General features: G+C 72.9%; 22 protein-coding genes. 10 read left to right on the plus strand and 12 right to left on the minus strand.

Features of this window, described 5'->3' with window-relative positions:
• Positions 1-66: 66 nt before the first annotated feature.
• Positions 67-1,491, minus strand: a complete 1,425-nt coding sequence (gene glnA / locus Q2K19_RS19410) for a type I glutamate--ammonia ligase (protein ID WP_302762729.1) — start codon at positions 1,489-1,491, stop codon at positions 67-69.
• Positions 1,492-1,842: 351 nt separating this feature from the next.
• Here glnA and Q2K19_RS19415 point away from each other — a divergent pair, with 351 nt between their 5' ends.
• A complete protein-coding gene (locus Q2K19_RS19415) occupies positions 1,843-2,193 on the plus strand; it encodes an RDD family protein (protein WP_302772633.1) in 351 nt (116 codons plus the stop codon).
• Positions 2,194-2,355: 162 nt separating this feature from the next.
• On the opposite strand, the gene Q2K19_RS19420 is transcribed toward Q2K19_RS19415, so the two are convergent.
• Entirely contained in the window at positions 2,356-3,045 is a 690-nt protein-coding gene (locus tag Q2K19_RS19420) for a DUF4191 domain-containing protein (RefSeq protein WP_302762731.1), read from the minus strand.
• Between the two features lie 211 nt (positions 3,046-3,256).
• Between Q2K19_RS19420 and Q2K19_RS19425 the strand changes: the two genes are divergently transcribed.
• From Q2K19_RS19425 to Q2K19_RS19435, 3 genes are all read left to right on the plus strand, one after another.
• Positions 3,257-3,427, plus strand: a complete 171-nt coding sequence (locus Q2K19_RS19425) for a hypothetical protein (protein ID WP_302762732.1) — start codon at positions 3,257-3,259, stop codon at positions 3,425-3,427.
• Positions 3,424-6,561 (plus strand): helix-turn-helix transcriptional regulator, encoded by a 3,138-nt coding sequence (locus Q2K19_RS19430; RefSeq protein WP_302762733.1) that lies wholly within the window; start codon positions 3,424-3,426, stop codon positions 6,559-6,561. Before Q2K19_RS19425 ends, Q2K19_RS19430 begins: the two co-directional genes overlap by 4 nt.
• Before the next feature lie 147 nt (positions 6,562-6,708).
• Positions 6,709-7,476, plus strand: a complete 768-nt coding sequence (locus Q2K19_RS19435; RefSeq protein ID WP_302762734.1) for a hypothetical protein — start codon at positions 6,709-6,711, stop codon at positions 7,474-7,476.
• Between the two features lie 54 nt (positions 7,477-7,530).
• Here the strand turns inward: Q2K19_RS19435 and Q2K19_RS19440 are convergent, their stop codons facing one another.
• Together Q2K19_RS19440 and lipA are read right to left on the minus strand one after the other, a co-directional pair.
• Positions 7,531-9,159, minus strand: coding sequence for a DUF423 domain-containing protein (locus Q2K19_RS19440; protein WP_302762736.1), 1,629 nt, complete (start codon positions 9,157-9,159; stop codon positions 7,531-7,533).
• 61 nt (positions 9,160-9,220) lie between these two features.
• Positions 9,221-10,267 (minus strand): lipoyl synthase, encoded by a 1,047-nt coding sequence (gene lipA / locus Q2K19_RS19445; RefSeq protein WP_302762737.1) that lies wholly within the window; start codon positions 10,265-10,267, stop codon positions 9,221-9,223.
• A 354-nt stretch (positions 10,268-10,621) separates the two neighbouring features.
• Here lipA and aspS point away from each other — a divergent pair, with 354 nt between their 5' ends.
• Both aspS and Q2K19_RS19455 read left to right on the plus strand, forming a co-directional pair.
• Entirely contained in the window at positions 10,622-11,908 is a 1,287-nt protein-coding gene (aspS, locus tag Q2K19_RS19450; RefSeq protein WP_302762739.1) for an aspartate--tRNA(Asn) ligase, read from the plus strand.
• A gap of 74 nt (positions 11,909-11,982) precedes the next feature.
• On the plus strand, positions 11,983-12,990 hold the full coding sequence (locus Q2K19_RS19455; RefSeq protein ID WP_302762740.1) for an FUSC family protein: 1,008 nt from the start codon (positions 11,983-11,985) through the stop codon (positions 12,988-12,990).
• On the opposite strand, the gene nadE is transcribed toward Q2K19_RS19455, so the two are convergent.
• The 4 genes from nadE to Q2K19_RS19475 are packed head-to-tail and all read right to left on the minus strand — an operon-like array spanning position 12,987 to position 16,751.
• Positions 12,987-13,811, minus strand: coding sequence for an ammonia-dependent NAD(+) synthetase (nadE, locus tag Q2K19_RS19460; RefSeq protein WP_302762742.1), 825 nt, complete (start codon positions 13,809-13,811; stop codon positions 12,987-12,989). The genes Q2K19_RS19455 and nadE overlap by 4 nt on opposite strands.
• Positions 13,812-13,830: 19 nt before the next feature.
• Positions 13,831-14,223, minus strand: a complete 393-nt coding sequence (locus tag Q2K19_RS19465; protein WP_302762743.1) for a VOC family protein — start codon at positions 14,221-14,223, stop codon at positions 13,831-13,833.
• A 4-nt stretch (positions 14,224-14,227) separates the two neighbouring features.
• Complete coding sequence (gene lipB / locus Q2K19_RS19470; RefSeq protein ID WP_302762744.1) at positions 14,228-14,875, minus strand: lipoyl(octanoyl) transferase LipB; 648 nt, start codon at positions 14,873-14,875, stop codon at positions 14,228-14,230.
• A gap of 58 nt (positions 14,876-14,933) precedes the next feature.
• The gene (locus tag Q2K19_RS19475; RefSeq protein WP_302762746.1) at positions 14,934-16,751 is read right to left on the minus strand and encodes a DUF2079 domain-containing protein; all 1,818 of its coding nucleotides are present in this window, start codon (positions 16,749-16,751) and stop codon (positions 14,934-14,936) included.
• Positions 16,752-16,932: 181 nt separating this feature from the next.
• Between Q2K19_RS19475 and Q2K19_RS19480 the strand changes: the two genes are divergently transcribed.
• On the plus strand, positions 16,933-18,147 hold the full coding sequence (locus Q2K19_RS19480; protein WP_302762747.1) for an extracellular catalytic domain type 1 short-chain-length polyhydroxyalkanoate depolymerase: 1,215 nt from the start codon (positions 16,933-16,935) through the stop codon (positions 18,145-18,147).
• Between the two features lie 24 nt (positions 18,148-18,171).
• On the opposite strand, the gene Q2K19_RS19485 is transcribed toward Q2K19_RS19480, so the two are convergent.
• From Q2K19_RS19485 to Q2K19_RS19500, 4 genes are all read right to left on the minus strand, one after another.
• Positions 18,172-19,071, minus strand: a complete 900-nt coding sequence (locus Q2K19_RS19485; protein ID WP_302762748.1) for a TIGR01777 family oxidoreductase — start codon at positions 19,069-19,071, stop codon at positions 18,172-18,174.
• A 130-nt stretch (positions 19,072-19,201) separates the two neighbouring features.
• Positions 19,202-19,708, minus strand: a complete 507-nt coding sequence (locus Q2K19_RS19490) for a DinB family protein (protein ID WP_302762749.1) — start codon at positions 19,706-19,708, stop codon at positions 19,202-19,204.
• Entirely contained in the window at positions 19,698-20,000 is a 303-nt protein-coding gene (locus Q2K19_RS19495; protein WP_368046108.1) for a hypothetical protein, read from the minus strand. The genes Q2K19_RS19490 and Q2K19_RS19495 overlap by 11 nt, the downstream gene beginning before the upstream one ends.
• Entirely contained in the window at positions 19,997-20,230 is a 234-nt protein-coding gene (locus tag Q2K19_RS19500) for a hypothetical protein (protein WP_302772637.1), read from the minus strand. Before Q2K19_RS19500 ends, Q2K19_RS19495 begins: the two co-directional genes overlap by 4 nt.
• Positions 20,231-20,647: 417 nt before the next feature.
• Between Q2K19_RS19500 and Q2K19_RS19505 the strand changes: the two genes are divergently transcribed.
• The 3 genes from Q2K19_RS19505 to Q2K19_RS19515 all read left to right on the plus strand — a co-directional run bounded on the left by Q2K19_RS19505 (position 20,648) and on the right by Q2K19_RS19515 (position 23,393).
• Positions 20,648-20,890 carry a winged helix-turn-helix domain-containing protein gene (locus tag Q2K19_RS19505; RefSeq protein WP_302762751.1) on the plus strand — a complete coding sequence of 81 codons (243 nt, stop codon included), beginning with the start codon at positions 20,648-20,650 and terminating at the stop codon, positions 20,888-20,890.
• Between the two features lie 220 nt (positions 20,891-21,110).
• The gene (locus Q2K19_RS19510; protein ID WP_302762752.1) at positions 21,111-21,947 is read left to right on the plus strand and encodes an IS5 family transposase; all 837 of its coding nucleotides are present in this window, start codon (positions 21,111-21,113) and stop codon (positions 21,945-21,947) included.
• Between the two features lie 183 nt (positions 21,948-22,130).
• Complete coding sequence (locus Q2K19_RS19515) at positions 22,131-23,393, plus strand: ISL3 family transposase (protein ID WP_302762472.1); 1,263 nt, start codon at positions 22,131-22,133, stop codon at positions 23,391-23,393.
• The last annotated feature ends 62 nt before the right edge of the window (positions 23,394-23,455 follow it).

A 23,455-nucleotide genomic window follows, 5' to 3' on the forward strand; every position in this document is an offset into this window, starting at 1 on the left:
CCGGGCCGGCCCCGCTGTCGCGGAGCCGGCCCGGCCGGTGCTGTGGAGTGTGTCGCGTCGAGGAGCTCAGCAGTCGAAGTACATGGCGAACTCGTGCGGGGTCGGGCGCAGGCGCACCGGGTCGACCTCGTTGGCCCGCTTCCAGGACACCCACGTGGAGATCAGGTCCGGCGTGAAGACGCCGCCGTCGAGCAGGTAGTCGTGGTCGGCCTCGAGCGCGTCGAGCACCTCCGGCAGCGAGCCCGGCACCTGCTTGACGTCGCCCCACTCCTCCGGCGGCAGGTCGTACAGGTCCTTGTCGATCGGCGCCGGCGGCTCGATCTTGTTCTTGATGCCGTCCAGGCCGGCCATCATCATCGCCGAGAAGGCGAGGTACGGGTTGCTGGACGGGTCCGGCACCCGGAACTCGACCCGCTTGGCCTTCGGGTTGCTGCCGGTGACCGGGATCCGGGTGCAGGCGGAGCGGTTGCGCTGCGAGTAGACCAGGTTGACCGGCGCCTCGAAGCCCGGCACCAGGCGGCGGTAGGAGTTCACCGTCGGGTTGGTGAAGGCCAGCAGCGACGGGGTGTGGTGCAGCAGGCCGCCGATGTACCAGCGGGCGTTGTCGGACAGGCCGGCGTAGCCGGTCTCGTCGTAGAACAGCGGCTCGCCGTTGAGCCAGAGGCTCTGGTGGGTGTGCATGCCGGAGCCGTTGTCGCCGAAGAGCGGCTTCGGCATGAAGGTGGCGGTCTTGCCGTTCGCCCAGGCCTCGTTCTTCACGATGTACTTGAAGAGCTGGAGCTGGTCACCGGCGTGCAGCAGGGTGGAGAACTTGTAGTTGATCTCCGACTGGCCGGCGGTGCCGACCTCGTGGTGCGAACGCTCCACCGTGAAGCCGGTGTCGACCAGGCGGCGGACGATGCTGTCGCGCAGGTCGGCGTAGTGGTCGACCGGCGGGACTGGGAAGTAGCCGCCCTTGTACGCGGTCTTGTAGCCGCGGTTGCCGCCCTCCTCCTCGCGGCCGGAGTTCCAGGCGCCCTCGATCGAGTCGATGTAGTAGAACGACTGGTGGGCGGAGGTCTCGTGGCGGATCGAGTCGAAGATGTAGAACTCCGCCTCGGCGCCGAAGTAGGCGGTGTCGGCGATGCCGCTCGCCGCGAGGAACGCCTCGGCCTTCTTCGCCACGTTCCGCGGGTCCCGGGAGTAGGCCTCGCGGGTGAACGGGTCGTGGATGAAGAAGTTCAGCGCGAGGGTCTTCTGCGCGCGGAACGGGTCGATGAAGGCGGTCGCGACGTCCGGCAGCAGGAGCATGTCCGACTCGTGGATCGCCTGGAAGCCGCGGATCGACGAACCGTCGAACGCGAGGCCGTCGGTGAAGAGGCTGTCGTCGACGGACTCGACCGGCAGGTTGAAGTGCTGCATCACGCCGGGCAGGTCACAGAAACGTACGTCGACGAACTTCACGTCCTCGTTCTTGAGGTATCGCAGGAGTTCCTCGGGATTGGCGAACACACGTCCTCCTGGCAGGTCCACTCCGGTAGCTGGCTCCTGGCGACGCTATGACCGTGGGGTTGCCCGGCCGTGTCTCCTCTGTTTCCGCCGTGTTACGTCCCTCGCGGAGCGTCATCCGGGCCGCTCAGCCGCCTTCGGCTCTCCGTTGGGACGATACCCGCTGACCTGGTGTGCCGCTGATTGATGGCTTTGGTCCGATTTCCCGGTCCGCGCCCAACCGGCTTACCCGGTCGGTGACCGACACCCCTGGTTCCGGCCGTGCGTCGAGGTGGCGGGGGTGGCTGACTACCCTTGACCGCTGTGACCGATACCGCCGCCGTGCCGGTGCCGCCCGCCGCGGACCCCGCCTTCATGCCCCCGAGCCTCGGCCGCCGCTTCGGCGCGCTCATCATCGACTGGGTGCTCTGCCTGCTCGTCGCCAACATCTTCGCCGACCCGGTCCGGGACGGCTGGGCCCCGGTGCTGGTGCTGATCCTGGAGTACGGCTTCTTCCTCGGCCTGTTCGGCCAGACCCCCGGCATGTACCTCACGAAGATCCGCTGCGTGGCCTGGGCCGACGGCGGCCGGATCGGGCTGGTCCGGGCGCTGCTGCGCGGCGTACTGCTCGCCCTGGTCGTCCCCGCCCTGATCATGGACGAGCACCGCCGCGGCCTTCACGACCGCCTCACCGCCTCCGTCATCACCGACGCCCCCCGCCCCTGACCCGCCCCTTGCCCCCGCGATCTTGCACTTTCGGCCCCGGCGAAAGGGACGAAAGCTGCCAAGGCGGGGGCTGAAACTGCAAGATCGCGGGGGCCGGAAGAGGGCGCAGGAACGAGAGAGCCGGGCCCGTGGGTACGGGTCCGGCTCTTCGCGTACGTCGGGTCAGCGGCCCCGGGTCTGGCGGAACGCGCCGCGCGGGGGGCGCATGTTCTTGGGGATCGCGCCCTTGGGCATCTGCGGGCGGGCGGTGAGCGCCTTGAGCCGCTTGTCCAGGGAGTTGACGTCCTTGGGGGCGAGGGTGCGGGGCAGCCGCATCAGGGTCATCCGCAGCTTGCGGATCGGCAGCTCACCCTCGCCCTGCCCGATCACGAAGTCGTGCAGCGGGGCCGTGCCGATCACCTTGGCCAGCCGGCGCTTCTCCTGCCCGAGCAGGCCGCGGACGCGCTGCGGGTTCCCCTCGGCCAGCAGGATCACGCCGGGGCGGCCGATCACCAGGTGCACCATGTCCATCTGGGTGGTGGAGCTGACGGCCGGGGTGACCCGCCAGTCGCCGCGCATGCTCTCCATGATCTGCGCCGCCGCGCCGGGTTGCCCCTCGGCGGCGTTCATCATCGCCTTGTTGGACCGCAGATTGAGCACGATCAGCACCGCGAGCAGGGCGAGCAGGATGCCGATCGGCAGCCAGATCCAGCCCCAGAGGAGCACCGCGACCACGGTGAGCGCGAGCGGGATCAGCACCGCGGCCGCGGTCAGCGGCGCGAACCACCGGTCCTGCTTGGCGGTGAACTGGAACACCATCCCGATCTGCTTCAGCCGCTGGCCGAACGAGACCTTCTCCTGGGGCTTTGCCATGCCGCAGAGTCTAGTGGTCGCCCCGCGCCCGGTTGATCCGTGGCCGCCTCTCCGCCGCGCGGCTGAGTACCTTACGCCGCCACCGGCCCGCTGAGGCCCCGGAGTAAGGAGGGGGAGAGGGCGAAGATCAGGCGACGGACCCATGCTCCGGGGCCACCTTCGCGCGGAAAGTCAGTGTCGACAGCGAGACGACACGACAGGAGAAACCGAGATGTTCGGCAACGACGCAGAGCTGTTGCTCTCCCTCCACCGCAGCCACGCCTCCGAGCTCCAGGCCGACGCGGCCCGCGACCGGCTCGCCCGGTCGCTGCCCCGCCGCCACCCGCGGAGCTGGCTGAGCCGGCGGCACGACACCGCCCGTACCGTCGGGGGCCGTCGGTGACCACGCTCGCCGCGCCGCCCACCGGCGGCCGGGAGCGCACCGCATCCTCGACCCGTCCGGCCGGTCCGGTGCCGCCGCCCGGCGGCGCGCCCGGACCGGCCGGGCAGCAGCCGGCCGGCGCCGGCCCGGCCGCCACGGGGGCGGCCGGACCGGCGGGCGGCACCGGGGACCGGCCGGTCGGCCGGGACGGTACGGCCGGCCGCCATGGCATGCTCGACGGCGTGACCGTACGCGCCGCCAGCACCGTCCTCGTGGGCCGCCAGGAGGAGCTGACCAGCCTGCGCGGCGCGCTCGGCCGGGCCCGCGCCGGAGAGCCCGCGACCGTGCTGGTCGGCGGGGAGGCCGGCGTCGGCAAGACCCGGCTGATCGAGGAGTTCGGCGTGCGGGCCGGCGGTGCCGGGGCGCGGGTGCTGGTCGGCCAGTGCCTGGAGCTCGGCGAGGCCGGCCTGCCCTTCGCCCCGTTCGCCGCCGCGCTGCGCGAGGTGCTGCGCCGCGACGGGCCGGCCGCCTTCGCCGGGTACGAGGCGGAGTTCGCCCGGCTGCTGCCGGAGCTGGCCCGGGTGCCGGCCGGGGTGGCCGCGCCGACCGGCCTGCCCGTCTCGGACACCCCGCGCGGCTACCTGTTCGACCTGGTCGCCGACCTGTTCGGACGGATCGCCGAGGAGCGGACGCTGGTGCTGGTGATCGAGGACCTGCACTGGGCCGACCGGTCGACCCGGGACCTGATCGGCTTCCTGGTCCGGGCCGCCCGCGCCGCCCGCCTGCTGCTGGTCTGCACGTACCGCACCGACGAGCTGCACCGCGGCCACCCGCTGCGTCCCTTCCTCGCCGAGTTGGACCGGGCCCGCGGCGTCGACCGGGTCGAGCTGGCCCGGCTGGACCGGGACGGCACTGCCGCCATCCTCGCCGACCTGCTGGGCGCCGACCCGGCCGCCCGCGCCGTCGACGACGTGCACGGGCGGACCCAGGGAAACCCGTTCTTCATCGAGCAGCTGGCCGCCGCCGGCGACCCGGTGGGCTGCGCCGCGCTGCCGGAGACCCTGCGCGACCTGCTGCTGGCCCGGGTGGACCGGCTGCCCGAGCCGGCCCAGCGGGTGCTACGGATCGCCGCCGCCGGCGGCACCCGCTTCGCCCACCAGCTCCTCGCCGAGGTCGCCGGCCTGCCCGAGCCCGAGCTGGAGGACGCGCTGCGGTCCGCCGTGGCCGCCCAGCTCGTGGTGGCCGACCCCGACGGCGACTACGAGTTCCGGCACGCCCTGGTCCGCGAGGCCGTCCACGACGAGCTGCTCCCCGGCGAGCACGCCCGGTTGCACGCCCGGTACGCCGCCGCGATCGAGGTGCAGCCGCACCTGGTGGCCGCCGGTCGCGCCCCGGCCGAGATCGCCCACCATTGGTACGCCGCCCACGACCACCCGCGCGCCCTGGTCGCCGCCCGGCTCGCCGCCTGCGCCGCGGCCGACCGGTACGCGTACGCCGAGCAGAGCCGGCTGCTGGAGCGGGTCCTCGAACTGTGGGAGCTGGTGCCCGACGCCGCCGACCGGCTCGGCATGGACCACCTGCGGGTGCTGGAGGAGACCCTGGCCGCGGCGAACACCGCCGGCGACCTCAGCCGGGCGCTCACCCTCACCCGGGCCGCGCTGGCCGAGGTCGACACCGATACCGAGCCGCTGCGCGCCGCCCGCCTGTTGGACCAGCGAGGCCGGCTGCTGGCCCTGCTCGGCAAGAGCGACGGTGCGGCCGAGCTGGGTGAGGCGTACCGGCTGGCGGCCGGGGTGCCGGATGGGGCGGAGCGTGTGGGCCTGCTCGCCGACATCGCGGCACACCTGATGAAGGTCGATCCGAAACAGGCCGCCTCGGTGGCGGGCGAGGCGATGGCCGGCGCCGAGGCGCTCGGCGCAGACCTGGCTCTGCTGCCCACCCGGATCGCCATGCTCCGCCGCACCGACCAGACGCCCGACCTCGGGCTGGCCGAGCTGCGCCGGGTGGAGGCCCGGGCTCGGGCCACCGACAACGCGCCGGCGCTGGTCAGCGCCCTGGTCTACCTCTCCGACGTGCTGTACGAGCTGGGCAGCTACCAGGAGTCGGCCGAGGCGGCCGCTGCCGGGGTGGCCGAGGCGCGCCGGGTCGGGATCAGCCGCTCGATCGGGGCGTACCTGCTGTCCAACCGGGCCGAGGCGCTGATCGCGCTGGGCCGCTGGGACGAGGCCGACGCGGCCTGCGCCGAGGCGGCCCGGATCGACCCGCCCGGCGTCTCCGGGCTGCACTGGCTCCAGCTCCGGGCCGGGCTGCGGCTGGCCCGCGCGCACCCCGCCGCCGACGAGCTGGTCGGTCGGGCGCTGGCCTTCCTGGCCCGGCCGTACCTCTGGCCGAACCACCGGCTGCCCCTGCACGAGCTGCGCATCGAGGCCGCCCTCGCGGCCGACGACAAGGTGGAGGCGGTACGCGCGGCCCGCGCCGCCCTGGCCGACGAGCGCCTGGTCGACCTGCCCCGCGAAGGGTGGCCGGTGCTCAGCGCCGCCGCGCGGACCGCCGCGCTGGTCGGCGACGCCGACCTGGCCGGCGAGGTGTCCACGGTGGCCGCCGCCCTGCCCGCCCGCTACCCGGCCGAAGAGGCGCACGCCGCCCAGGTCACCGCGATCCTCGCCCGCGCCGACGCGGCCCTGCCGGGCTGGCGGGCGGCGGTCGCGGCGTGGCGGGCGACCGGGCAGTCGTTCCCGCTGGGCCGGGCGCTGCTCGGGCTGGCCGAGGCGGCCGCCGCGGCCGGCTCGCGGGACGACGTGGCCGCCGCGGTACGGGAGGCCGGCGACATCGCCGCCCGCCTCGGCGCCACGCCCCTCGGTGAGCAGGCCGCCGTGCTGGCCCGCCGGGTCGGGCTGCGCGGTGGTGGGCGTCCCGGGCCGGACCTGCTGACCAGCCGGGAGCAGGAGGTGCTGCGGCTGGTCGCCGAGGGGCACAGCAACAGCCGGATCGCCGAGCAGCTCTTCATCTCGCCGAAGACGGCCAGCGTGCACGTGTCCCGGATCATCGCGAAGCTGGACGTCAGCAACCGGGTGGAGGCGGCGGCGCTCGCGCATCGCCTCGGCCTGCTCGGCGCGACCGCGCCCGACCCGCGCCGGCCCAGCGCCGCCTCCTGACCGTCGCCGCGTCCGGTCCGGGCGGTGATCTCAGGACGCGCGCCCGCTGCCTCCTACGGTCCACAGGGGAGGGGCGTCCGACGGCGGCCGAGTTCGCTATCGTGCCTTCGTCCCGGCCTCCGGCCGGCCAGCACGGGGGAACGCATCATGAAGCACCGCACCACTCTGCTCATGTCGGGTCTGGCGGGCATCCTGCTCCTCACGGTCGGCTGCACCACGCCCGCGGAGCCCACCCGGGCCGAGACGGTTCAGGCCAGCACCGCCGCGCCGTCCCCGACGCCCGACACCCGTGCCGAGTTGGTGGCGGCGTTGCAGCGGTCACAGGGCGTCGCCCACCGGTACGCGGTGCGCGGTGACCTGCCGGAGGGGGAGAACGTCAACGGCTCCGGCTCCTTCGACCCGAAGGCGCGGCGGTTCCGGGCGACGATCGCGGTGAGCGGCGGGAAGTACCCGTCGGCGGGGAGCCGGATCGTGATCGGCAGCGACAGCTATGTGCGGCCGTCCGACGACAAGGACTGGGTGCACGTCGACCTGAAGCGGGTGAGGCGGGACGATCCGTTCCTGCGGTTCGACTGGGTCGACCCGACAGGCCTGAAGGCGTTCACCGCGTCGATCACCTCGGCGTACCGCTCCGGCCCGCACGCGTACACCGGCCGCTTCGATCCGGCCGGCAAAGACGTCACGTCGTTCCTGCCGGTCGGCGCACCGAGCATCGTCTCGCCCGGCATGCCCCTGTCGCCCTTCACGATCACGACCGACGAACAGGGCTGGGTCACCTCGATCAAGGTGGAGCTGACGCCCAGCAAGGGCCCGAAGCTGACGATGACCACCACGATGAGTGGTCATGGGAAACCGCTGAAGATCAAGGCCCCGGTGAGCGCCGGGGAAGCGGCCGACTTCTACTACGCCAAGTGACGCCCCCGGCCGGGTCGCTTGCCGGGCAGGGTCACGGAGGTGCTGAAGTGCCCGTCACGGGCGGGGGAGGTAGACCCGCCAGCCCGCGACGGTGACCACGTCGAGCGCGCCCGGGGCGGGGCCGACCCGCTGGTCCAGCCGGGCGGCCAGCGGCGAGCCGACCGGCGCGACCCAGGCCGCACCGGGATCGGCCGCCGCCGCGCGCCGGTACGCGGGCCAGCGGTCGAAGCCGGGGCGCAGCTCGTCGTCGACCACCGCGCAGACCACGTCCTCGTCTGTGGCGAAGGTGAGCCGGTTGCAGGTCCAGTAGCCGCCGCGCACGTGCCGTACGCCCAGCGCGCCGAGGGTGTCGACGAGCGCGCGGTGCCGGTCGGCCTCGGCATGGCTGGCCGGCGCCGTGGCGACCGCCCGGGCGGTGGCGACCCCCGCCGTGGCGAGGATCGCGGTCAGCACGGCGACCGCCGCCAGACCGACTTTCGGGCTCCGATCGACGCGCCGCGCGGCCTGCCACAGTGGCCAGAGCAGGGCGGGGGTGGCGACCGCCAGGCAGGACAGGTAGCGGGCGCTCTCCACCGGGGTCCGCCCGGCCGCGCTGCTCACCGTGTACGCGGCCAGCACCGCCGCCGCCCCGCCCAGCAGCGCCAGCCGCACCGCCGCCGACACCCGCCGCCCCTCCTTGCCGCCGAGATCGTCGCCGGAAACTGGACGGCTCCCCGCGAACGACGACGGTCGGAGAGCGCGCCCGGCGGTGACCACCGCGAGCAGCAGCGCGAGAGGGAACGCCACCGCCCACCAGAGCTGCCCGCCGGCGCAGTGGCTCGGCGAACAGAAACCCATGCCCAGCGGCGGTCCGAGCACCAGGCCCCCGTACAGCCGCTCACCCCAGCTCGCCGCCCCGTCGGCGCCGCCGGCGGCCAGGACCGCGGTGAGCGGGTTGCGCCCGTGCCGGAGGCTGTCCAGCAGCATCGGCGCCGCCCCCAGCAGCAGCGCGCCCGCCGCCACCAGGCCGGAACGGCCGGCCAGCTCCCGCCGCCGCCAGGCCACCAGCACCGCGCCGGTCCCGAGGACGTACGGCAGCACCAGCGGGTCGACCCAGAGCATCAGCCCGGAGATCAGCCCCCAGGCCGCCCAGCGGGGCAGCCGCGCCCCCGACCCGCCGGCGCACAGCCCGACGGTGAGCAGGGCGAGCGCCACCCCGGCCGGGTTCAGCTCGGGGTAGCCGCCTCCGGCGATGAGCTGGTTCTTGACCACCCGGTCCGAGCCGAGCGCCAGGAAGCCGACGACCAGCAGGGCGTACCAGGGATCTCCGCCGAGCCGGCGGGTGAGCCGCCAGGACAGGGCGAGGAAGGCCGCGTAGAGCGCGAGGGTGGGCAGCCGTAGCGCCAGCACCGACGGGCCGGTGAGCGCGACCAGCGGCGCGGCCAGGTACGCCTCCAGTGTCCCCATGTACGCCTGGCCGTAGAACCAGACCGGGAAGTCCTCGCCGCGGGCGATGTGCAGGGCGGCCAGCCCCATGGTCGCCTCGTCGCTGTTGGTCGGCGGGGCGTCGGCGAGCAGCAGCGCCAGCCGGTACCCGACCCCGGCCACCCCGACCAGCAGGGCGAGCAGCGTGGGCAGCCGGGTACGCCAGGGCGTACGCGGGCGGCGAACCTCGCGTGGCTCGTGGCGTACCCCGGCGGTCATCCCTGCGATCATGGCATCCGGGCGGTGGCCGGCGACGGGTGACGCGGCAGATGGCCCGGCCTCAGCCGGCGGCGGTGACCTCTTCGCGGGCGGCGAGGGCCTGCTGGTAGAGCCGGCCGGCCCGGTAGGACGAGCGGACCAGTGGGCCGCTCATCACGCCGGCGAAGCCGATCTCCTCGGCCTCCTCGCGCAGCTCGACGAACTCCTCCGGCTTGACCCAGCGGGTGACCGGGTGGTGCCGGGGGGAGGGGCGCAGGTACTGCGTGATGGTGATCAGCTCGCAGCCGGCCTCGTGCAGGTCGCGCAGCGCCTGGGAGACCTCGGCCCGCTCCTCGCCCATGCCGAGGATCAGGTTGCTCTTGGTGACCAGGCCGGCGGCGCGGGCCTGGCGGATCACGTCGAGGGAGCGCTCGTAGCGGAACGCCGGGCGGATCCGCTTGAAGATCCGCGGCACGGTCTCCACGTTGTGCGCCAGCACCTCGGGGCGGGCGCCGAAGACCTCGGCGAGCTGCTCCGGGACGGCGTTGAAGTCGGGGATCAGCAGCTCGACGCCGCAGCCGGACTGCAGGGCGTGGATCTGCCGGACCGTCTCGGCGTAGAGCCAGGCGCCGCCGTCGGGCAGGTCGTCGCGGGCGACGCCGGTGATGGTGGCGTAGCGCAGGCCCATCGCGGCGACGGACTCGGCGACCCGGCGGGGCTCGTCGGCGTCGAACTCGGCCGGCTTGCCGGTGTCGATCTGGCAGAAGTCGCAGCGCCGGGTGCACTGGTCGCCACCGATGAGGAAGGTGGCCTCCCGGTCCTCCCAGCACTCGTAGATGTTGGGACAGCCGGCCTCCTGGCAGACCGTGTGCAGCCCTTCGCGCGAGACCAGCCCGCGCAGTTGGGTGTACTCCGGCCCCATCTTGGCCTTGACCTTGATCCACGGCGGCTTGCGCTCGATCGGCGTCTCGGCGTTGCGCGCCTCGATCCGCAGCATCCGTCGCCCCTCGGGGGCGACGGTTGCGGTGCGCGCGGCCGGCTCGGTCCTCGGCGCGGAGTGCTCGATCGTCACAAGGCCGAGCGTACGCCGGTCGGTGGCCGTCGATGGACCTCGGGCGACCGCCGTCACGCCGCAGACGTTGTGACACCGGACACCAGAGCCGAAAAATGGGCGTCACACGGGCCGGGGTGGGGTGCTAGCGTGCCGGGCAGAGCTGCGACGGAGCCGAGTAGCGCGCCGACCCGCCAGCGCAGAGAGCCGCCGGTTGCTGGAAGGCGGTCTGGCGCCGGCGCGCGAAGACCCTCCTGAGCTGCGGGAAGAACAGCGTTTCGGCGCCCAGTAGACCCCGCCGGCTGGCCCCCGTCACGGGCGACGAACGAGGCTCCCGCTCCGGCGGGAGCGAAGGTGTGGTGGCACCGCGAGGATCCCGCTCGCCCACACCTCCCGGGGATCGCGTTGCGATTGATCGAGGAGGTAACCGCCGTGCAACGCATCCTTTCCACCCAGCTCCGTTCCCATGTCGGCGCGTCCGTCCGGATCGCCGGCTGGGTGCACCGCCGCCGGCTGCTCAAGTCGGTGGCCTTCCTGATCGTCCGGGACGCCGCCGGCCTGGCCCAGGTGGTGGTCACCGACCCCGCCACGCGCGCGGCCGTGGAGTCGCTGCCGGAGGAGACCGTGGTCGAGGTCGTCGGCACGGTGGTGGCGAACGCCACCGCGCCCGCCGGGGTCGAGCTGACCGGCCCGACGGTACGTCCGCTCGGCCCGCCCGCCGTCCCGCCGCCGTTCGACCTGTACCGGCCGGCGCTCACCGCCAGCCTGCCCACCCAGCTCGACCACGCCCCGACGGCGCTGCGCCATCCGACCCGCTCGGCGGCGCTGCGGATCTCGGCGGCGGCGGTGGCGGGCTTCCGGGCCGCCCTGGACGCCGGCGGGTTCGTGGAGATCCACACCCCGAAGGTGGTCGCCTCGTCGACCGAGAGCGGGGCGAACGTCTTCGCGCTCGACTGGTTCGGCCGGCCCGCCTACCTGGCCCAGTCGCCGCAGTTCTACAAGCAGCTCATGGTCGGTGTCTTCGAGCGGGTGTACGAGGTCGGGCCGGTGTTCCGGGCCGAGCCGCACGACACGGTCCGGCACCTGGCCCAGTACACCTCGCTCGACGCCGAGCTGGGCTTCGTCGCCGACCACCGGGACGTGATGGCCGTGCTGCGGGAGACCCTGGCCGGGATGCTGGGGCAGGTGGCCGACCGGGCGGCCGGTGCCGTGGCCACCCTGGGACTGGAGCTGCCGGAGGTGCCGGCCGAGATCCCGGCGGTGCACTTCACCGAGGCGCTGAAGATCGCCGGGGCGCCGGCCGACGAGCCGGACCTTGCCCCCGCGCACGAGCGGGCGCTGGGTGAGTGGGCCCGCCGCGAGCACGGCAGCGACTTCCTCTTCGTCACCGGGTACCCGATGGCGAAGCGGCCCTTCTACACCCACCCGGACCCGGCCCGGCCGGCCTACTCCAACGGCTTCGACCTGCTGTTCCGGGGCCTGGAACTGGTCACCGGCGGGCAGCGGCTGCACCGGTACGAGGACTACCTGGCCGCCCTCGCCGCGCGCGGCGAGCCGGTCGAGCCGTACGCCGGCTACGTGGACGCGTTCCGGCACGGGATGCCGCCGCACGGCGGCTTCGCGATCGGGCTGGAGCGTTTCGTCGCCCGGCTCACCGGCGCGGCCAACGTCCGGGAGGTGACCGCCTTCCCGCGCGACCTGCACCGCCTCACGCCGTGAGGAAAGGAGGGGCCCTTGTTAACAGACGGGCGTTAACCGGGGGCCCCTCCTTCCAAGCCGGTATAAGGAGGGGCATGGCCGAGCAGTTCCGGGCGGCGCTGAAGGGCCTGCTGCACGTCCGCCCGGTCCGGGGGGCCCACCGGGTCGCGCTGCGGGCCGGGATCAGCGTCCTCGTCCCGCTGCTCGCGGTGCTCGCCGTCGGCCACCCGGGCTGGTCCGTGTACGCCGTCTTCGGGGCGTTCACCTCGCTCTACGGCCGCAACCACGTGCACCTGTCCCGGGCGGCCATGCAGGCCAGCGCCGGGGCGGCGCTCACCGTGTCCACCGTCCTCGGCGTGCTCGTCGGCTCGCTGGCGTACCGGGCGTGGGTGGCGGTGGCGGTCACCGCGGCCGTCGCGGCGCTGGGTGCGGTGCTCGCCGCCGCGCAGGACTGGCATCCGCCGGGGCCGCTGTTCCTGGTGTTCGCGTTCGGCGCGGTCGCCTCGGCCCCCCGGGCGCTGTCGGAGGTGCCGGTCGCCGCCGTCGTGGCCGGGCTCAGCAGCCTGTTCGCGTTGCTGGTCGGCAACCTGGGCAGCGTCCTGCGGCGGCAGCGGAGCCGGCCGGCCCGGCTGGCGCATGTGTGGACCTGGGAGCCGGCCCGGTACGCCCTCGCCGTGCTGCTGTCCGGCGGCGCGGTGACCGCCGTCGGGATCGGCCACCCGTACTGGGCGATGGTGGCGGCGGTCGCCCCGCTGAGCGCCGAGGGCGTCACCGCCCAGCTGGTCCGCGCCGCGCACCGGATCCTCGGCACCCTGTTCGGGCTGCTGACCAGCGCGGCGCTGCTCGCGCCGCACCTGTCGCCGTACGCCACGGTGCTCGTCGTGGCGGTGCTGCAGATCGTCACCGAGCTGCTGGTCGGGCGCAACTACGGCCTCGCGCTGCTGTTCATCACCCCGATGGCCCTGCTCATGGGGCAGCTCGCGGTGACCCGGCCGGCCGGGCAGCTGCTCTTCGACCGGGGCGTGGAGACGGTGATCGGGGCCGGCATCGGCGGCGCGATCGTGCTCTGCGAACCGTGGCTGCGGGCGAGGATCCGCGGCTAGGGCGCGACCGGCAGGCAGCGCTTGTGGTCCGTGGCCCGGTAGCGGGCGACCAGCGCCGCCTCCACCTCCGCCGGGACCGGCCGGCCCTCCAGGTAGTCGTCGATGTGCTCGTACGCCAGGCCGAGCGCGTCCTCGTCCAGCTTGCCGGGGGCCAGGCTCTCCAGGTCGGCGGTGGGCGCCTTGCCCACCAGCTCGACGGGGGCGCCGAGCGCCGCGGCGAGCGCCCGCACCCGGCGCTTGGTCAGCCCGGTCAGCGGTACGAGGTCCGCCGCCCCGTCGCCGTGCTTGGTGAAGAAGCCGGTGACCGCCTCGGCGGCGTGGTCGGTGCCGACCACCAGCCCGTCCGTCGCCCCGGCCACCGCGTACTGGGCGATCATGCGCTGCCGGGCCTTGATGTTGCCGTGCACGAAGTCCTGCTGGGCGGCATCCCGGAAGGTGAGCCCGCCCGCCACCGCCGCCGCCAGGGCGGCGTCGCTGGCCGGCTTGACGTCGACCGTGAGGACCCGGTCGGGGCGGATGAATTCCAGCGCCGCCTGGGCGTGGTGCTCGTCGGCCTGCACCCCGTAGGGCAGCCGCATGGCGACGAAGGTCGCCGGGTGGCCGGCCTGGCGGGCCCGTTCCACGGCGAGCTGGCAGAGCCGCCCCGCAGTGGTGGAGTCGACGCCGCCGCTGATGCCGAGGACCAGCGTCGTCAGCCCCGTGTCGACCAGGCGGTCGGCGAGGAAGACGACCCGGCGCTCGATCTCCTCGGCGGCGTCGAAGCTGGCCGTGACCTGGAGGTCCTCGGCGATCTGCCGCTGGGTCGACAGCACGTCGGTCATCGGGGGGTCCCTTCGGGGGTCAGGCGGGGCCGAGCAGGTCCCAGGGGTTGCCTTCCAGGTCGCGGAAGACGGCGACGCGGCCGTACGCCTCGGTGCGCGGGGGCTTGACGAACTCCACCTTCGCCTCGACCATCCGGCGGTAGGTGGCGTCGAAGTCGTCGACCTGGAGGAAGAAGCCCACCCGGCCGTGGGTCTGGTCGCCGACCGCCGCCTGCTGCCGCTCCCCGTCGGCGCGGGCCAGCAGCAGCCCGGTCCCGCCGCCCGGCGGGCGGACCACCACCCAGCGCTTCGGCCGGCCGTCGTTGGTCAGGGACGGCTTGTCCTCCACCAGCTCGAAGCCGAGCACCTCGGTGAAGAAGTCGATCGCGGGGTCGTACTCGGCGACGACGAGGGTGACGAGATCGATTCGCACCCGGTCAGCCCTGGACCGTGACCAGGGTCGGCAGGTGCCGCTCGACCACCGGGAGCACGTCGGCGACGGTGACCGGGCGGCCCAGCTCGGCGGTGAGCGAGGTGGTGCCCGCGTCCCGGATGCCGCACGGCACGATCCGGTCGTAGTACGTCAGGTCGCAGTCGCAGTTGATCGAGAAGCCGTGCAGGGTGACACCCCGGGCCACCCGGATGCCGATCGCGGCCACCTTGCGGGCCGGACCCCGATCGTCCTCCGGCACCCACACGCCGCTGCGCCCCTCGACCCGGCCGGCGGTCAGCCCGAACTCGGCGCAGACGTCGATCAGCATCTGCTCCACCCGCCGCACGTAGGCGACCACGTCGACCGGGTCGGGCAGGCGAACGATGGGGTAGCCGACGAGCTGCCCCGGCCCGTGCCAGGTGATCTTGCCGCCGCGGTCCACGTCGATCACCGGGGTGCCGTCCATCGGGCGGTCCCACGGCTCGGTCCGCTTGCCGGCGGTGTAGACGCTGGGGTGCTCCAGCAGCAGCACGGTGTCGCCGCGCTCGCCGGCCACCACGGCCTCGTGCAGCCGGCGCTGCTCGTCCCAGGCGGCCTGGTAGTCGAGCACACCGGCACGGACGGCGGTCAGCCCGGAAGTCGTCACGCTCACCAGCCCAGCCTAGTCCCGTCGCCCCCGGATGAGCCCCGTGAGCCTCGTCGCTCCCGGGTCAGGCCGGCGGGACCCGCCAGACCCAGACGTCGTCCACCCGCTCGGGCGGCCCGAGGAGGGCGGTGGCGGTGCGGCGCAGCGCCTCCTCGTCGACGTCGAACTTGGCGCCGTGCACCCGGTCGGCCAGCACCACCGTCTCGACGCCCCAGTAGCGCAGGTCGGCCCGGGACTGGGCGATGCTCCCCTCGGTGACGATCGGCACCAGCCCGGTCCGTCCCGCCTGGTCCATCAGCGAGTCGAAGGTCCGCGGCACCGGCCCGATCCGCCCCCGCCCCTCCGGCCCGCCGGGGCCGAGGAAGAACCCGGACGGGATGCGGAACTCGCCCTGCCGGTGCGCGAGGGCGTACGCCTGCCAGCGCTGGCCGTCCGGGTAGACGTCGATGGTCAGCGGCAGCGGGGTGAGCACCCCGCCGGGGGAGACGTACCGCTGCCAGGTGCCGCTGGTGATGAACGCCGGGACCGGCTCCCGCACGCTGGTCAGCAGCGGAGTGGGCAGCAGCGGCAGCAGGGCGACGGCGAAGCCGGCCGCCCAGGCCAGCTCGATGGCGCGGCGCCGGGGCGGCCGGGCGCGCAGCTCGTCGATCGTGTACGCCAGCAGCAGGCCGATCACCGGCGCGACGACCAGGGCCAGCCGGGAGGGCAGGGCCGCGTTGATCACGGGCAGGTTGTCCAGCACGCCGAACGGCAGGAGCTGGTCGGTGCGCCGGCCGTTCCACCTGGCCTTCGGCCCCCAGGAGAGCACCGCGAAGACCACGGCGGTGACGCCGAGCGCGGTCAGGGTGGCCCGGAACGCCCGGTCGGCCCGCGACCGGAGGAAGGCGAAGCAGCCGACCGCGAGCAGCAGCAGCGGGATGCCGAAGAACGAGTTCTCCTCGGTGGGGTTGGGCGCCAGCGAGGTGCCCAGCCCGGCCCAGCCGGCCAGGGAGCGGCGCGGGAACGACCCGTACGCGGCGATGTCCTCGGAGTGGATGAGCGGGTCGAAGCCGGTGCCGTGGAACCGCTGCGGCCCGGCGAAGTGCAGCCACAGCGGGTACGCCAGCAGCACCCCGGCCACCAGCGCGGTCACCCCCAACCCGCGCAGGAAGCTCGGCAGCGCCGCGCGCGCCTCGGCCCGGCGGGCCGGGTGCACCGCCCAGAGCAGCAGGAAGAAGGCGACGGCCAGGGCGGTGAAGAAGAGCCCCTCGGCGGCGATCGAGAAGGCCACCGCGACGAGCACGCCGAGCACGATCCCGCCCCGCACCGCGGTGCCCGGGCGGCGCAGCCGGAAGACGCCCCAGATCAGCAGCGGCACCAGCCAGCCGGCGGTCCAGTTCAGGTGGGCGTTGGCGTGCGACACCATCGCGGGGCAGTAGGCGATGAAGAGCCCGCCCACCCCGGCGGCCAGCCGGCTGCCCACCAGGTAGCGGCTGAGCAGCCAGTACCAGGCCACCGCGGTGGCGGCGAGGTTGAGGGTGAGGATCACCAGGAAGGTCGCCGGCGGCCCGATCAGGTACGTCAGCGGGGCGAAGACCACCGCGTACACGGTGATCGAGGTGTTGACCGCGAGGTTCACCCCGTGCGGGACGTTGATCAGGTGGGTGAAGAACGGGTTCTCCCCGTGGGTGACCGCGTGGCCGCCGAAGGCCAGCAGCCACTCGAAGAGCGCCTGGTCGCTCGAATTGACGGTGATCGTCCGGGTGTTCGGGTCCCACCACATCCCGCTGGTCACCCAGATGGCCAGGGCCACCGCGGCGAGCACCACGACCAGGTCGGCCCAGCGGTCCCGGGTGGCGGGCGCGCGCGACGGGCCGGGGGTCAGGAACGGGGAGGACGGCACGGAGCGGACGTTACCAACCGGACCTGGACACGCCGGTCAGACACGTAACCTTTCGCCGCTCGGCAACACTTCGGTGTTCGTGAATGTGTGACCGGCGGCCATTCCGGGCCGTGGCACACGGACGTAACGTCTCGGCAACTCATGGGTGACCCAGTTCACATTCCGCCCCAGGGAGGTCGCCGTGCGCCGCTCCTCATCCCTTCTCACCCGGCTCGCCGGGGCGGCGGCCGGCGTCGTGCTGGCCGCGGCCGCGGCGCTCACCGTCGCCCTGCCCGCGCAGGCCGCCACGCTCACCCAGGTCACCGGCTTCGGCTCCAACCCCGGCAACCTCGCCATGTACGCGTACCGGCCGGACGGGCTGCCGGCCAACGCGCCCGCCGTGGTGCTGCTGCACGGCTGCACCCAGAACGCCTCCGGCTACTTCGCCAACTCCGGCTGGCAGAAGTACGCCGACCTGTGGAAGTTCGCGCTGATCGTGCCCCAGCAGTCGTCGGCCAACAACTCCTCCTCCTGCTTCAACTGGTTCCAGAGCGGGGACACCGCCCGAGGCCAGGGCGAGGCCCTGTCGATCAAGCAGATGGTCGACTACGCGAAGTCCAACTACTCGATCAACGCCGGCCGGGTCTACGTCAGCGGCCTCTCGGCGGGCGCGGCGATGACCGCGGTCATGCTCGCCACCTACCCGGACGTCTTCGCCGCCGGCTCGGTCATCGCCGGCCTGCCCTACCGCTGCGCGACCGACACCACCAGCGCGTACAGCTGCATGAACCCCGGCGTGGACAAGACCCCCGCGCAGTGGGGCGACCTGGTCCGCAACGCCTACTCCGGCTACGCCGGCCTGCGGCCCCGGGTGGTCATCTGGCACGGCACCTCGGACACCACCGTCGCGCCGATGAACGCGGTCGAGTCCCGCGACCAGTGGACGAACGTGCTGGGCGTCTCCCAGACCCCGACCAGCACCGCGTCGCTGCCCGCCGGCACCAGCCTGGAGGTGTACGGCAACGACCAGGTCCGGCTCTACCGGGTCTCCGGCATGGGCCACGGCACGCCGGTCGACCCCGGCTCGGCCACCGACCAGTGCGGCGCCACGGCGGCGTACTTCCTGGACACCATCTGCTCGACGTACCGGGACGCGCTCTTCTTCGGCCTCGACGGCGGGGCGACGCCCAGCCCGAGCCCGACGGCCACCGCGTCCCCCTCGCCGTCACCGTCCCCGACCGCCTCGCCGGTCTGCGTCACCGCCAGCAACTACGCGCACGTGAGCGCCGGCCGGGCCTACCAGTCCGGCGGCTACGCCTACGCGCTGGGCAGCAACCAGAAGATGGGCCTCTACAACACCTTCTACACGACCACCCTCAAGCAGACCGGCCCCAGCTACTGGGTCATCGGCTGCTGACCGCCCGCCGGCGCCCTCGCCGGGTCACTCGGTGAGGGCGGCGTGCAGCGCGCTCGGCAGGTCGCGGTGGGTCCAGTCGAAGCCGGCCTTGGTCAACGCGCCGGGCAGGACCCGCGCGCTGGTCAGGGCCTCGTGGGCGAAGCCGCCGAGGGCGATCTTCAGGGCCAGCGCGGGCACCGGCATGATCGCCGGCCGGTGCAGCTGGCGGCCCAGCTCCCGGGTGAACTCGGCGTTGGTGACCGGGTTCGGGCCGACCACGTTGACCGGGCCGGCCACGTCCTCGCGGGCCAGCAGGAACGCCACCGCGTCCAGCCAGTCGCGCATCGAGATCCAGGGCAGCCACTGCCGACCGCTGCCCAGCTTCCCGCCGACGCCGAGCCGGAACGGGAGCAGTTGCGGCTTGAGCATCCCGCCGTCGCGGTGCAGCGGCAGGCCGGTGCGCAGCCGCACCACGCGTACGTCGGCGTCCTCGGCCGGGCGGGTCGCGGCCTCCCAGACCCGGCAGACGTCGGCCAGGAACCCGTCGCCGGCTGGCGAGTCCTCCTCGACCACCCGGTCACCGGTGTTGCCGTACCAGCCGACCGCGGAGGCGTTGAGCAGCACTGCGGGCCGGTCGGCGGCGGCCAGGCCGGCGATGGTGATGGCCAGCGTGGTGGTGCTGTCCACCCGGCTGGACCGGATCACCTTCTTGTACTCGTCGTTCCAGCGCTTGTCGCCCACCCCGGCGCCGGCCAGGTTGACCACTGCGTCGGCGTCGGCGACCACCGCCGGGTCGAGTTGCGCGGCGGAGGGGAGCCACTGCCGCTCGTCCTCGCTCCGCGGTGTTCGGCGGACCAGGCGGGTGAGCTGGTGTCCGTCCGCGGTGAGCCGGGCGACCAGTCGGGTGCCGAGGAAGCCGGAGACGCCGGCCATGAGGATCCGCATGCTCATATCTTCGTTTACGGACCCGGGCTCCGATGCGTTGAGCGAAATCACTCACTCGTCGTCCGCGATGCTCGCTCGCCGCGGCGTCGGTGACCTTCTCGGGCCCGACATGCGGTCCGCCCGGCCTCCGTCACTCGCCGGTCTCGCCGTCGATCGCCTCGCGGATGAGGTCGGCGTGGCCGAGGTGGCGCGCGTACTCGTCGATCATGTGGGTGAGCACCCAGCGCAGCGAGTGCTCGCGGCCGGCGTCGGGGGAGCGGCCGATCGCGTCGAGCGGACGTGCGGCGGCGATCCGTCGGGACACCGCCACCTCCGCCCGCCAGATCGCGAAGGTCTCCGGCCCGGTGGCGTCGGCGACGTCGGTGAACGGGGCGTCCGGGCCGGCGCTGAGGTCGAACAGGTCGCCCGGGAAGGAGTCCGCGATCACCGCCTGGAAGTACCAGCGCTCGACCGTGGCCAGATGCCGGACCAGGCCGATCAGCGACAGGCCGGACGACGGCACCGGCCGCAGCCGCAGCTGCGCGTCGGTGAGCCCGGCGCACTTGCGGACCAGTGCGTCCCGCTGGTGGTCGAGGAAGGTGTCGAGCAGGATCCGTTCGTCCACCGTGGGCGGCAACGCGAACCGTTCATCGATCATCACCCGGATCGTAGGGGACCCCGGGCTCGCGGGCCGTCCCGTGCGGGCGGCGGGGGATGGCCCAGCCGAGGAAGCGGGCGAAGAGCTGTCCCGGCTCCGGCCCGTCGTCGGGGTGCAGCGTGTGCAGTTGCCCGGCCGCGTCGTGCAGCAGCCCGCCCAGGTAGACGAGCAGCGCCACCCGGTCGTCGGCGTACTCCCGGGTCAGCGCGAGCCGGGCCGGCGCGCACGGCCAGGGTGCGGCGCAGGCCCGGCAGAGCCAGAGTGGCCGCAACGGCAGGTGCGCTGCGCTCACCACCGGCCGCCGTTGGCCCGCCAGGTCTGCGCCGGGGTGAGCCGGCCGACCCGCCCGACCTGCGGGTTCGCCCGGGTCGCCGCGTCCCACCAGGGGCTGTTCGGCGGCGGTGCCGGCGGCTCGGTGGGGATCGGAGCGTGCCGGTCCGGGCAGGTGGCCCAGCGCAGGCCGCAGGAGCACCAGCGCCGCCCGCGCCGCCAGGTCCGCCGGTGCCTGGGTCCGAGCGGCACCGGCCTCGCGTTCCGGTGCGGCCACACCGTCAGCACCCCCGACCGGGTACGCGGACCAACAGCTCGCCGAGCACCTTCTCCATCGCGTCCACCGGTTCCGCCTCTCTCCTCTGCGCGGCACCGAGACGGGCGGGGACGGCCGTGCGCGCCTGGCCGGCCAGTGCCCGGCACCCGCCCCGGGCCTGCTCACGGGCCCGCCGACAACAGGTCGCGGGCAGGGGGTGGCACCCGGCCGACTACCGGGGGAGTGGCCGGCCGGGTGTTCCTATGGGACGACCAGCTCGCGGTTTGCAGACCAGGGAGCCGGTCAGGAGGAACTTTGTCAGACAAGACTAGTAAAGTCAACGCCGATCTAGTCCTTGCTTGTCATGTAAAGCTCAGGCGTGATCAAATGGCGGTGCAGACCAGGGAGTCAACATGCCCGCCAAAGCCAAGTGGGCGCAGATCGCGGATCAGATCCGCGATCAGATCGCGTCCGGAAAACTCGCGTCCGGTGAGAAGTTGCCGTCGACGGCTCAGCTGAAGGAGGAGCACGGCGTCTCCGCTGGCGTCGTGCGTCAGGCGATTCTGGTCCTGCAGATGCAGGGCTGGGTGGAGGGCGTCCACGGGGTGGGCGTGTTCGTCGTCGATCAGCTGCCGAACGGACCAGACAAGTCCTGACTGGGCGTTTTGATCACACTCGCTGCATATTGCTGCTTTCGTGGGCCGGGTCGGTGAGGCGTCGGCAGGGTCGAATGATCACCACTGGGGCCAGGTTCGCCTGATTGATGTCGATGCGAGATGCCCTGCTTTGATCCGCAGATCGTGTCTGGTTCACAAAGTTCGGGAATCTACGGACCCCGAGCGCGATCCACCTGGCGATCCGCAGTAGACATCTCGTATGGCCGAACGACCTGCCTACCCCTCCGACCTGTCCGACGCCCGTTGGGCGCTGATCGCACCACGACTGGACGCCTGGCGCCAGACGCGCACCGATGCTGGCGTCGGGGGACGCAAACCCACCTACGACCTGCGGGAGATCTTCAACGCGATCCTCTACGTCAACCGCACCGGCATCGCGTGGCGCTATCTGCCGCACGACTTCCCGCCCTGGCAGACCGTCTACGGCTACTTCACCGCCTGGACAGGCGATGGCATCTTCACCCAGCTCAACTACGAGCTCACCGGACTGGCCCGCGCCAAGGCCGGACGCGCCGCTCAGCCGTCGGCCGGTGTGATCGACACCCAGAGCGTGAAGACCTCCACCAACGCGCCGCTGGCCAGCCAGGGCATCGACGCCGGCAAGAAGATCGTCGGACGCAAACGCGGCATCGTCACCGACACCCTCGGTCTGCTCCTCGCCGTCATCGTCACCGCGGCCAGCGTCACCGACAACACCATCGGCGTCGACCTCCTCGATCAGGCCAAAGCCGCGCATCCCGCCCTGGCCAAGACCTGGGTCGACGCCGGCTTCAAGAACAAGGTCATCGAACACGGCGCCACCCTCGGCATCGACGTCGAGGTCGTCGCCAAAGACCCGCACATCAAAGGATTCTCGGTGGTCAAACGCCGATGGGTCGTCGAACGCACCCTGGGCTGGATCATGCTGCACCGGCGCCTGGCCCGTGACTACGAAGCCCTACCCGACCACTCCGCCAGCATGATCCGCATCGCGATGATCGACAACCTCACCAAACGGGTCACCGACGAAACCACCCCAACCTGGCGAGACATCTGAAGATCACATCACTCACAAAATACGTGAATCAGACGCCCTCTGAGAGCGATATGCCTCTGCGGCATATTTATGGGTCTTGTGGCGCATCTGTGGGTGGTGCGGTGCGTCGTTGATGGCGCACGCCGTTGTCCTGCCTAGGTTCTGGCTTGTCGAAGGTCAGAACTGGATGGGTGGGAGAACGGCGTGCGTTCTGCCAGGGTATGGGCTGGGCTGCTTGGGGTCGAGCAGGCGGTGGTGGAGGACGTCGAGTTCGACCCGGCCGAGTCGGTGTTGGTGGCTCGGGTGCGGGTGCGTAAGGCTGCTCGGCAGCGGTGTCCGCATTGCGGGCGGCGGTGTGCGCGGTATGACGCTGGTGTTCGTCGTCGGTGGCGGGCGTTGGATCTGGGCGTGGTGCGGGCGGTGATCGAGGCGGACGCGCCTCGGGTGTCGTGTCCGGTGCATGGGGTGGTGGTCGCGGCGGTCCCGTGGGCTCGTCATGGGGCGGGGCATACTCGGGCGTTCGACGCGACGGTGGCGTGGTTGGCGGTGCACACCACGAAGTCGGCGGTGTCGCGGTTGATGCGGATCAGTTGGCGCACCGTGGGGTCGATCGTGGCGCGGGTGTGGGCAGACACCGGTGGTCTGCAGGACCGGTATGACGGGTTGCGTCGTATCGGTATTGACGAGGTCAGCTACAAGAAGGGCCACCGGTATCTGAGCGTCGTGGTGGATCACGACACCGGTCGGCTGGTGTGGGCTGCGCCGGGCAAGAGCGCGGCGACGCTGAACGCGTTCTTCGACCTGCTCGGCCCGCAGCGCACGGCCGCGATCACCCACGTGTCCGCCGACGGCGCCGATTGGATCACCACGGTCATCCGTCGTCGCTGCCCGAACGCCGTCCGCTGCGCCGACCCGTTCCACGTCGTCGCTTGGGCCACCGACGCCGTCGACCGAGTTCGCCGGCAGGTGTGGAACGAGGCCACCGGCCGTGGGGCCGGCCGTCGTGGCGTCGCTATCGGTGAGGCCCGGATGTTGAAGAACACCCGCTGGGCGTTGTGGAAGAACCCGGAGAACCTGACCGAGGGTCAACGGGCCAAGCTCGACTGGATCGCCAAGACCCACCCCCGCCTGCACCGGGCATGGGCGCTCAAGGAAGGCCTGCGCTGCATTTTCAGCCTGGCCAAGACCAGCCCGACCGCCGCGGTCGAAGCCCTCGACAGGTGGATCGGCTGGGCCCGCCGCAGCCGCATCGACATCTTCATCGACCTGCAACGACGCGTCACCCGCCACCGCGACGCGATCATCGCCGCCATCGAACACGGCATGTCCAACGGCCGGATCGAGTCCGTCAACGCCAAGATCCGCCTACTCACCCGCATGGCCTTCGGCTTCCACTCCCCCGACGCCCTCATCGCCCTGGCCATGCTCAGCCTCGGCGGCCACCGGCCCCAACTCCCCGGCCGCTGACCCACACATCCGACACAAGACCCATATTTATGACTCAGAGGCATATCGCTCTCAAGAGCAGG

It is taken from the genome of Micromonospora sp. NBRC 110009, from assembly GCF_030518795.1.
Lineage (GTDB): Bacteria > Actinomycetota > Actinomycetes > Mycobacteriales > Micromonosporaceae > Micromonospora.

Bases quoted from the DNA above. Each gene is read 5' to 3' on its own strand.
- Q2K19_RS19440 (WP_302762736.1), bottom strand. From the start codon at position 9,159: ATGACCGCCGGGGTACGCCACGAGCCACGCGAGGTTCGCCGCCCGCGT.
- Q2K19_RS19510 (WP_302762752.1), top strand. From the start codon at position 21,111: ATGGCCGAACGACCTGCCTACCCCTCCGACCTGTCCGACGCCCGTTGG.
- Q2K19_RS19425 (WP_302762732.1), top strand. From the start codon at position 3,257: ATGTTCGGCAACGACGCAGAGCTGTTGCTCTCCCTCCACCGCAGCCAC.
- Q2K19_RS19485 (WP_302762748.1), bottom strand. From the start codon at position 19,071: ATGCGGATCCTCATGGCCGGCGTCTCCGGCTTCCTCGGCACCCGACTG.
- Q2K19_RS19420 (WP_302762731.1), bottom strand. From the start codon at position 3,045: ATGGCAAAGCCCCAGGAGAAGGTCTCGTTCGGCCAGCGGCTGAAGCAG.
- Q2K19_RS19490 (WP_302762749.1), bottom strand. From the start codon at position 19,708: ATGATCGATGAACGGTTCGCGTTGCCGCCCACGGTGGACGAACGGATC.
- Q2K19_RS19505 (WP_302762751.1), top strand. From the start codon at position 20,648: ATGCCCGCCAAAGCCAAGTGGGCGCAGATCGCGGATCAGATCCGCGAT.
- Q2K19_RS19435 (WP_302762734.1), top strand. From the start codon at position 6,709: ATGAAGCACCGCACCACTCTGCTCATGTCGGGTCTGGCGGGCATCCTG.
- Q2K19_RS19455 (WP_302762740.1), top strand. From the start codon at position 11,983: ATGGCCGAGCAGTTCCGGGCGGCGCTGAAGGGCCTGCTGCACGTCCGC.
- Q2K19_RS19415 (WP_302772633.1), top strand. From the start codon at position 1,843: ATGCCCCCGAGCCTCGGCCGCCGCTTCGGCGCGCTCATCATCGACTGG.
- nadE (WP_302762742.1), bottom strand. From the start codon at position 13,811: ATGACCGACGTGCTGTCGACCCAGCGGCAGATCGCCGAGGACCTCCAG.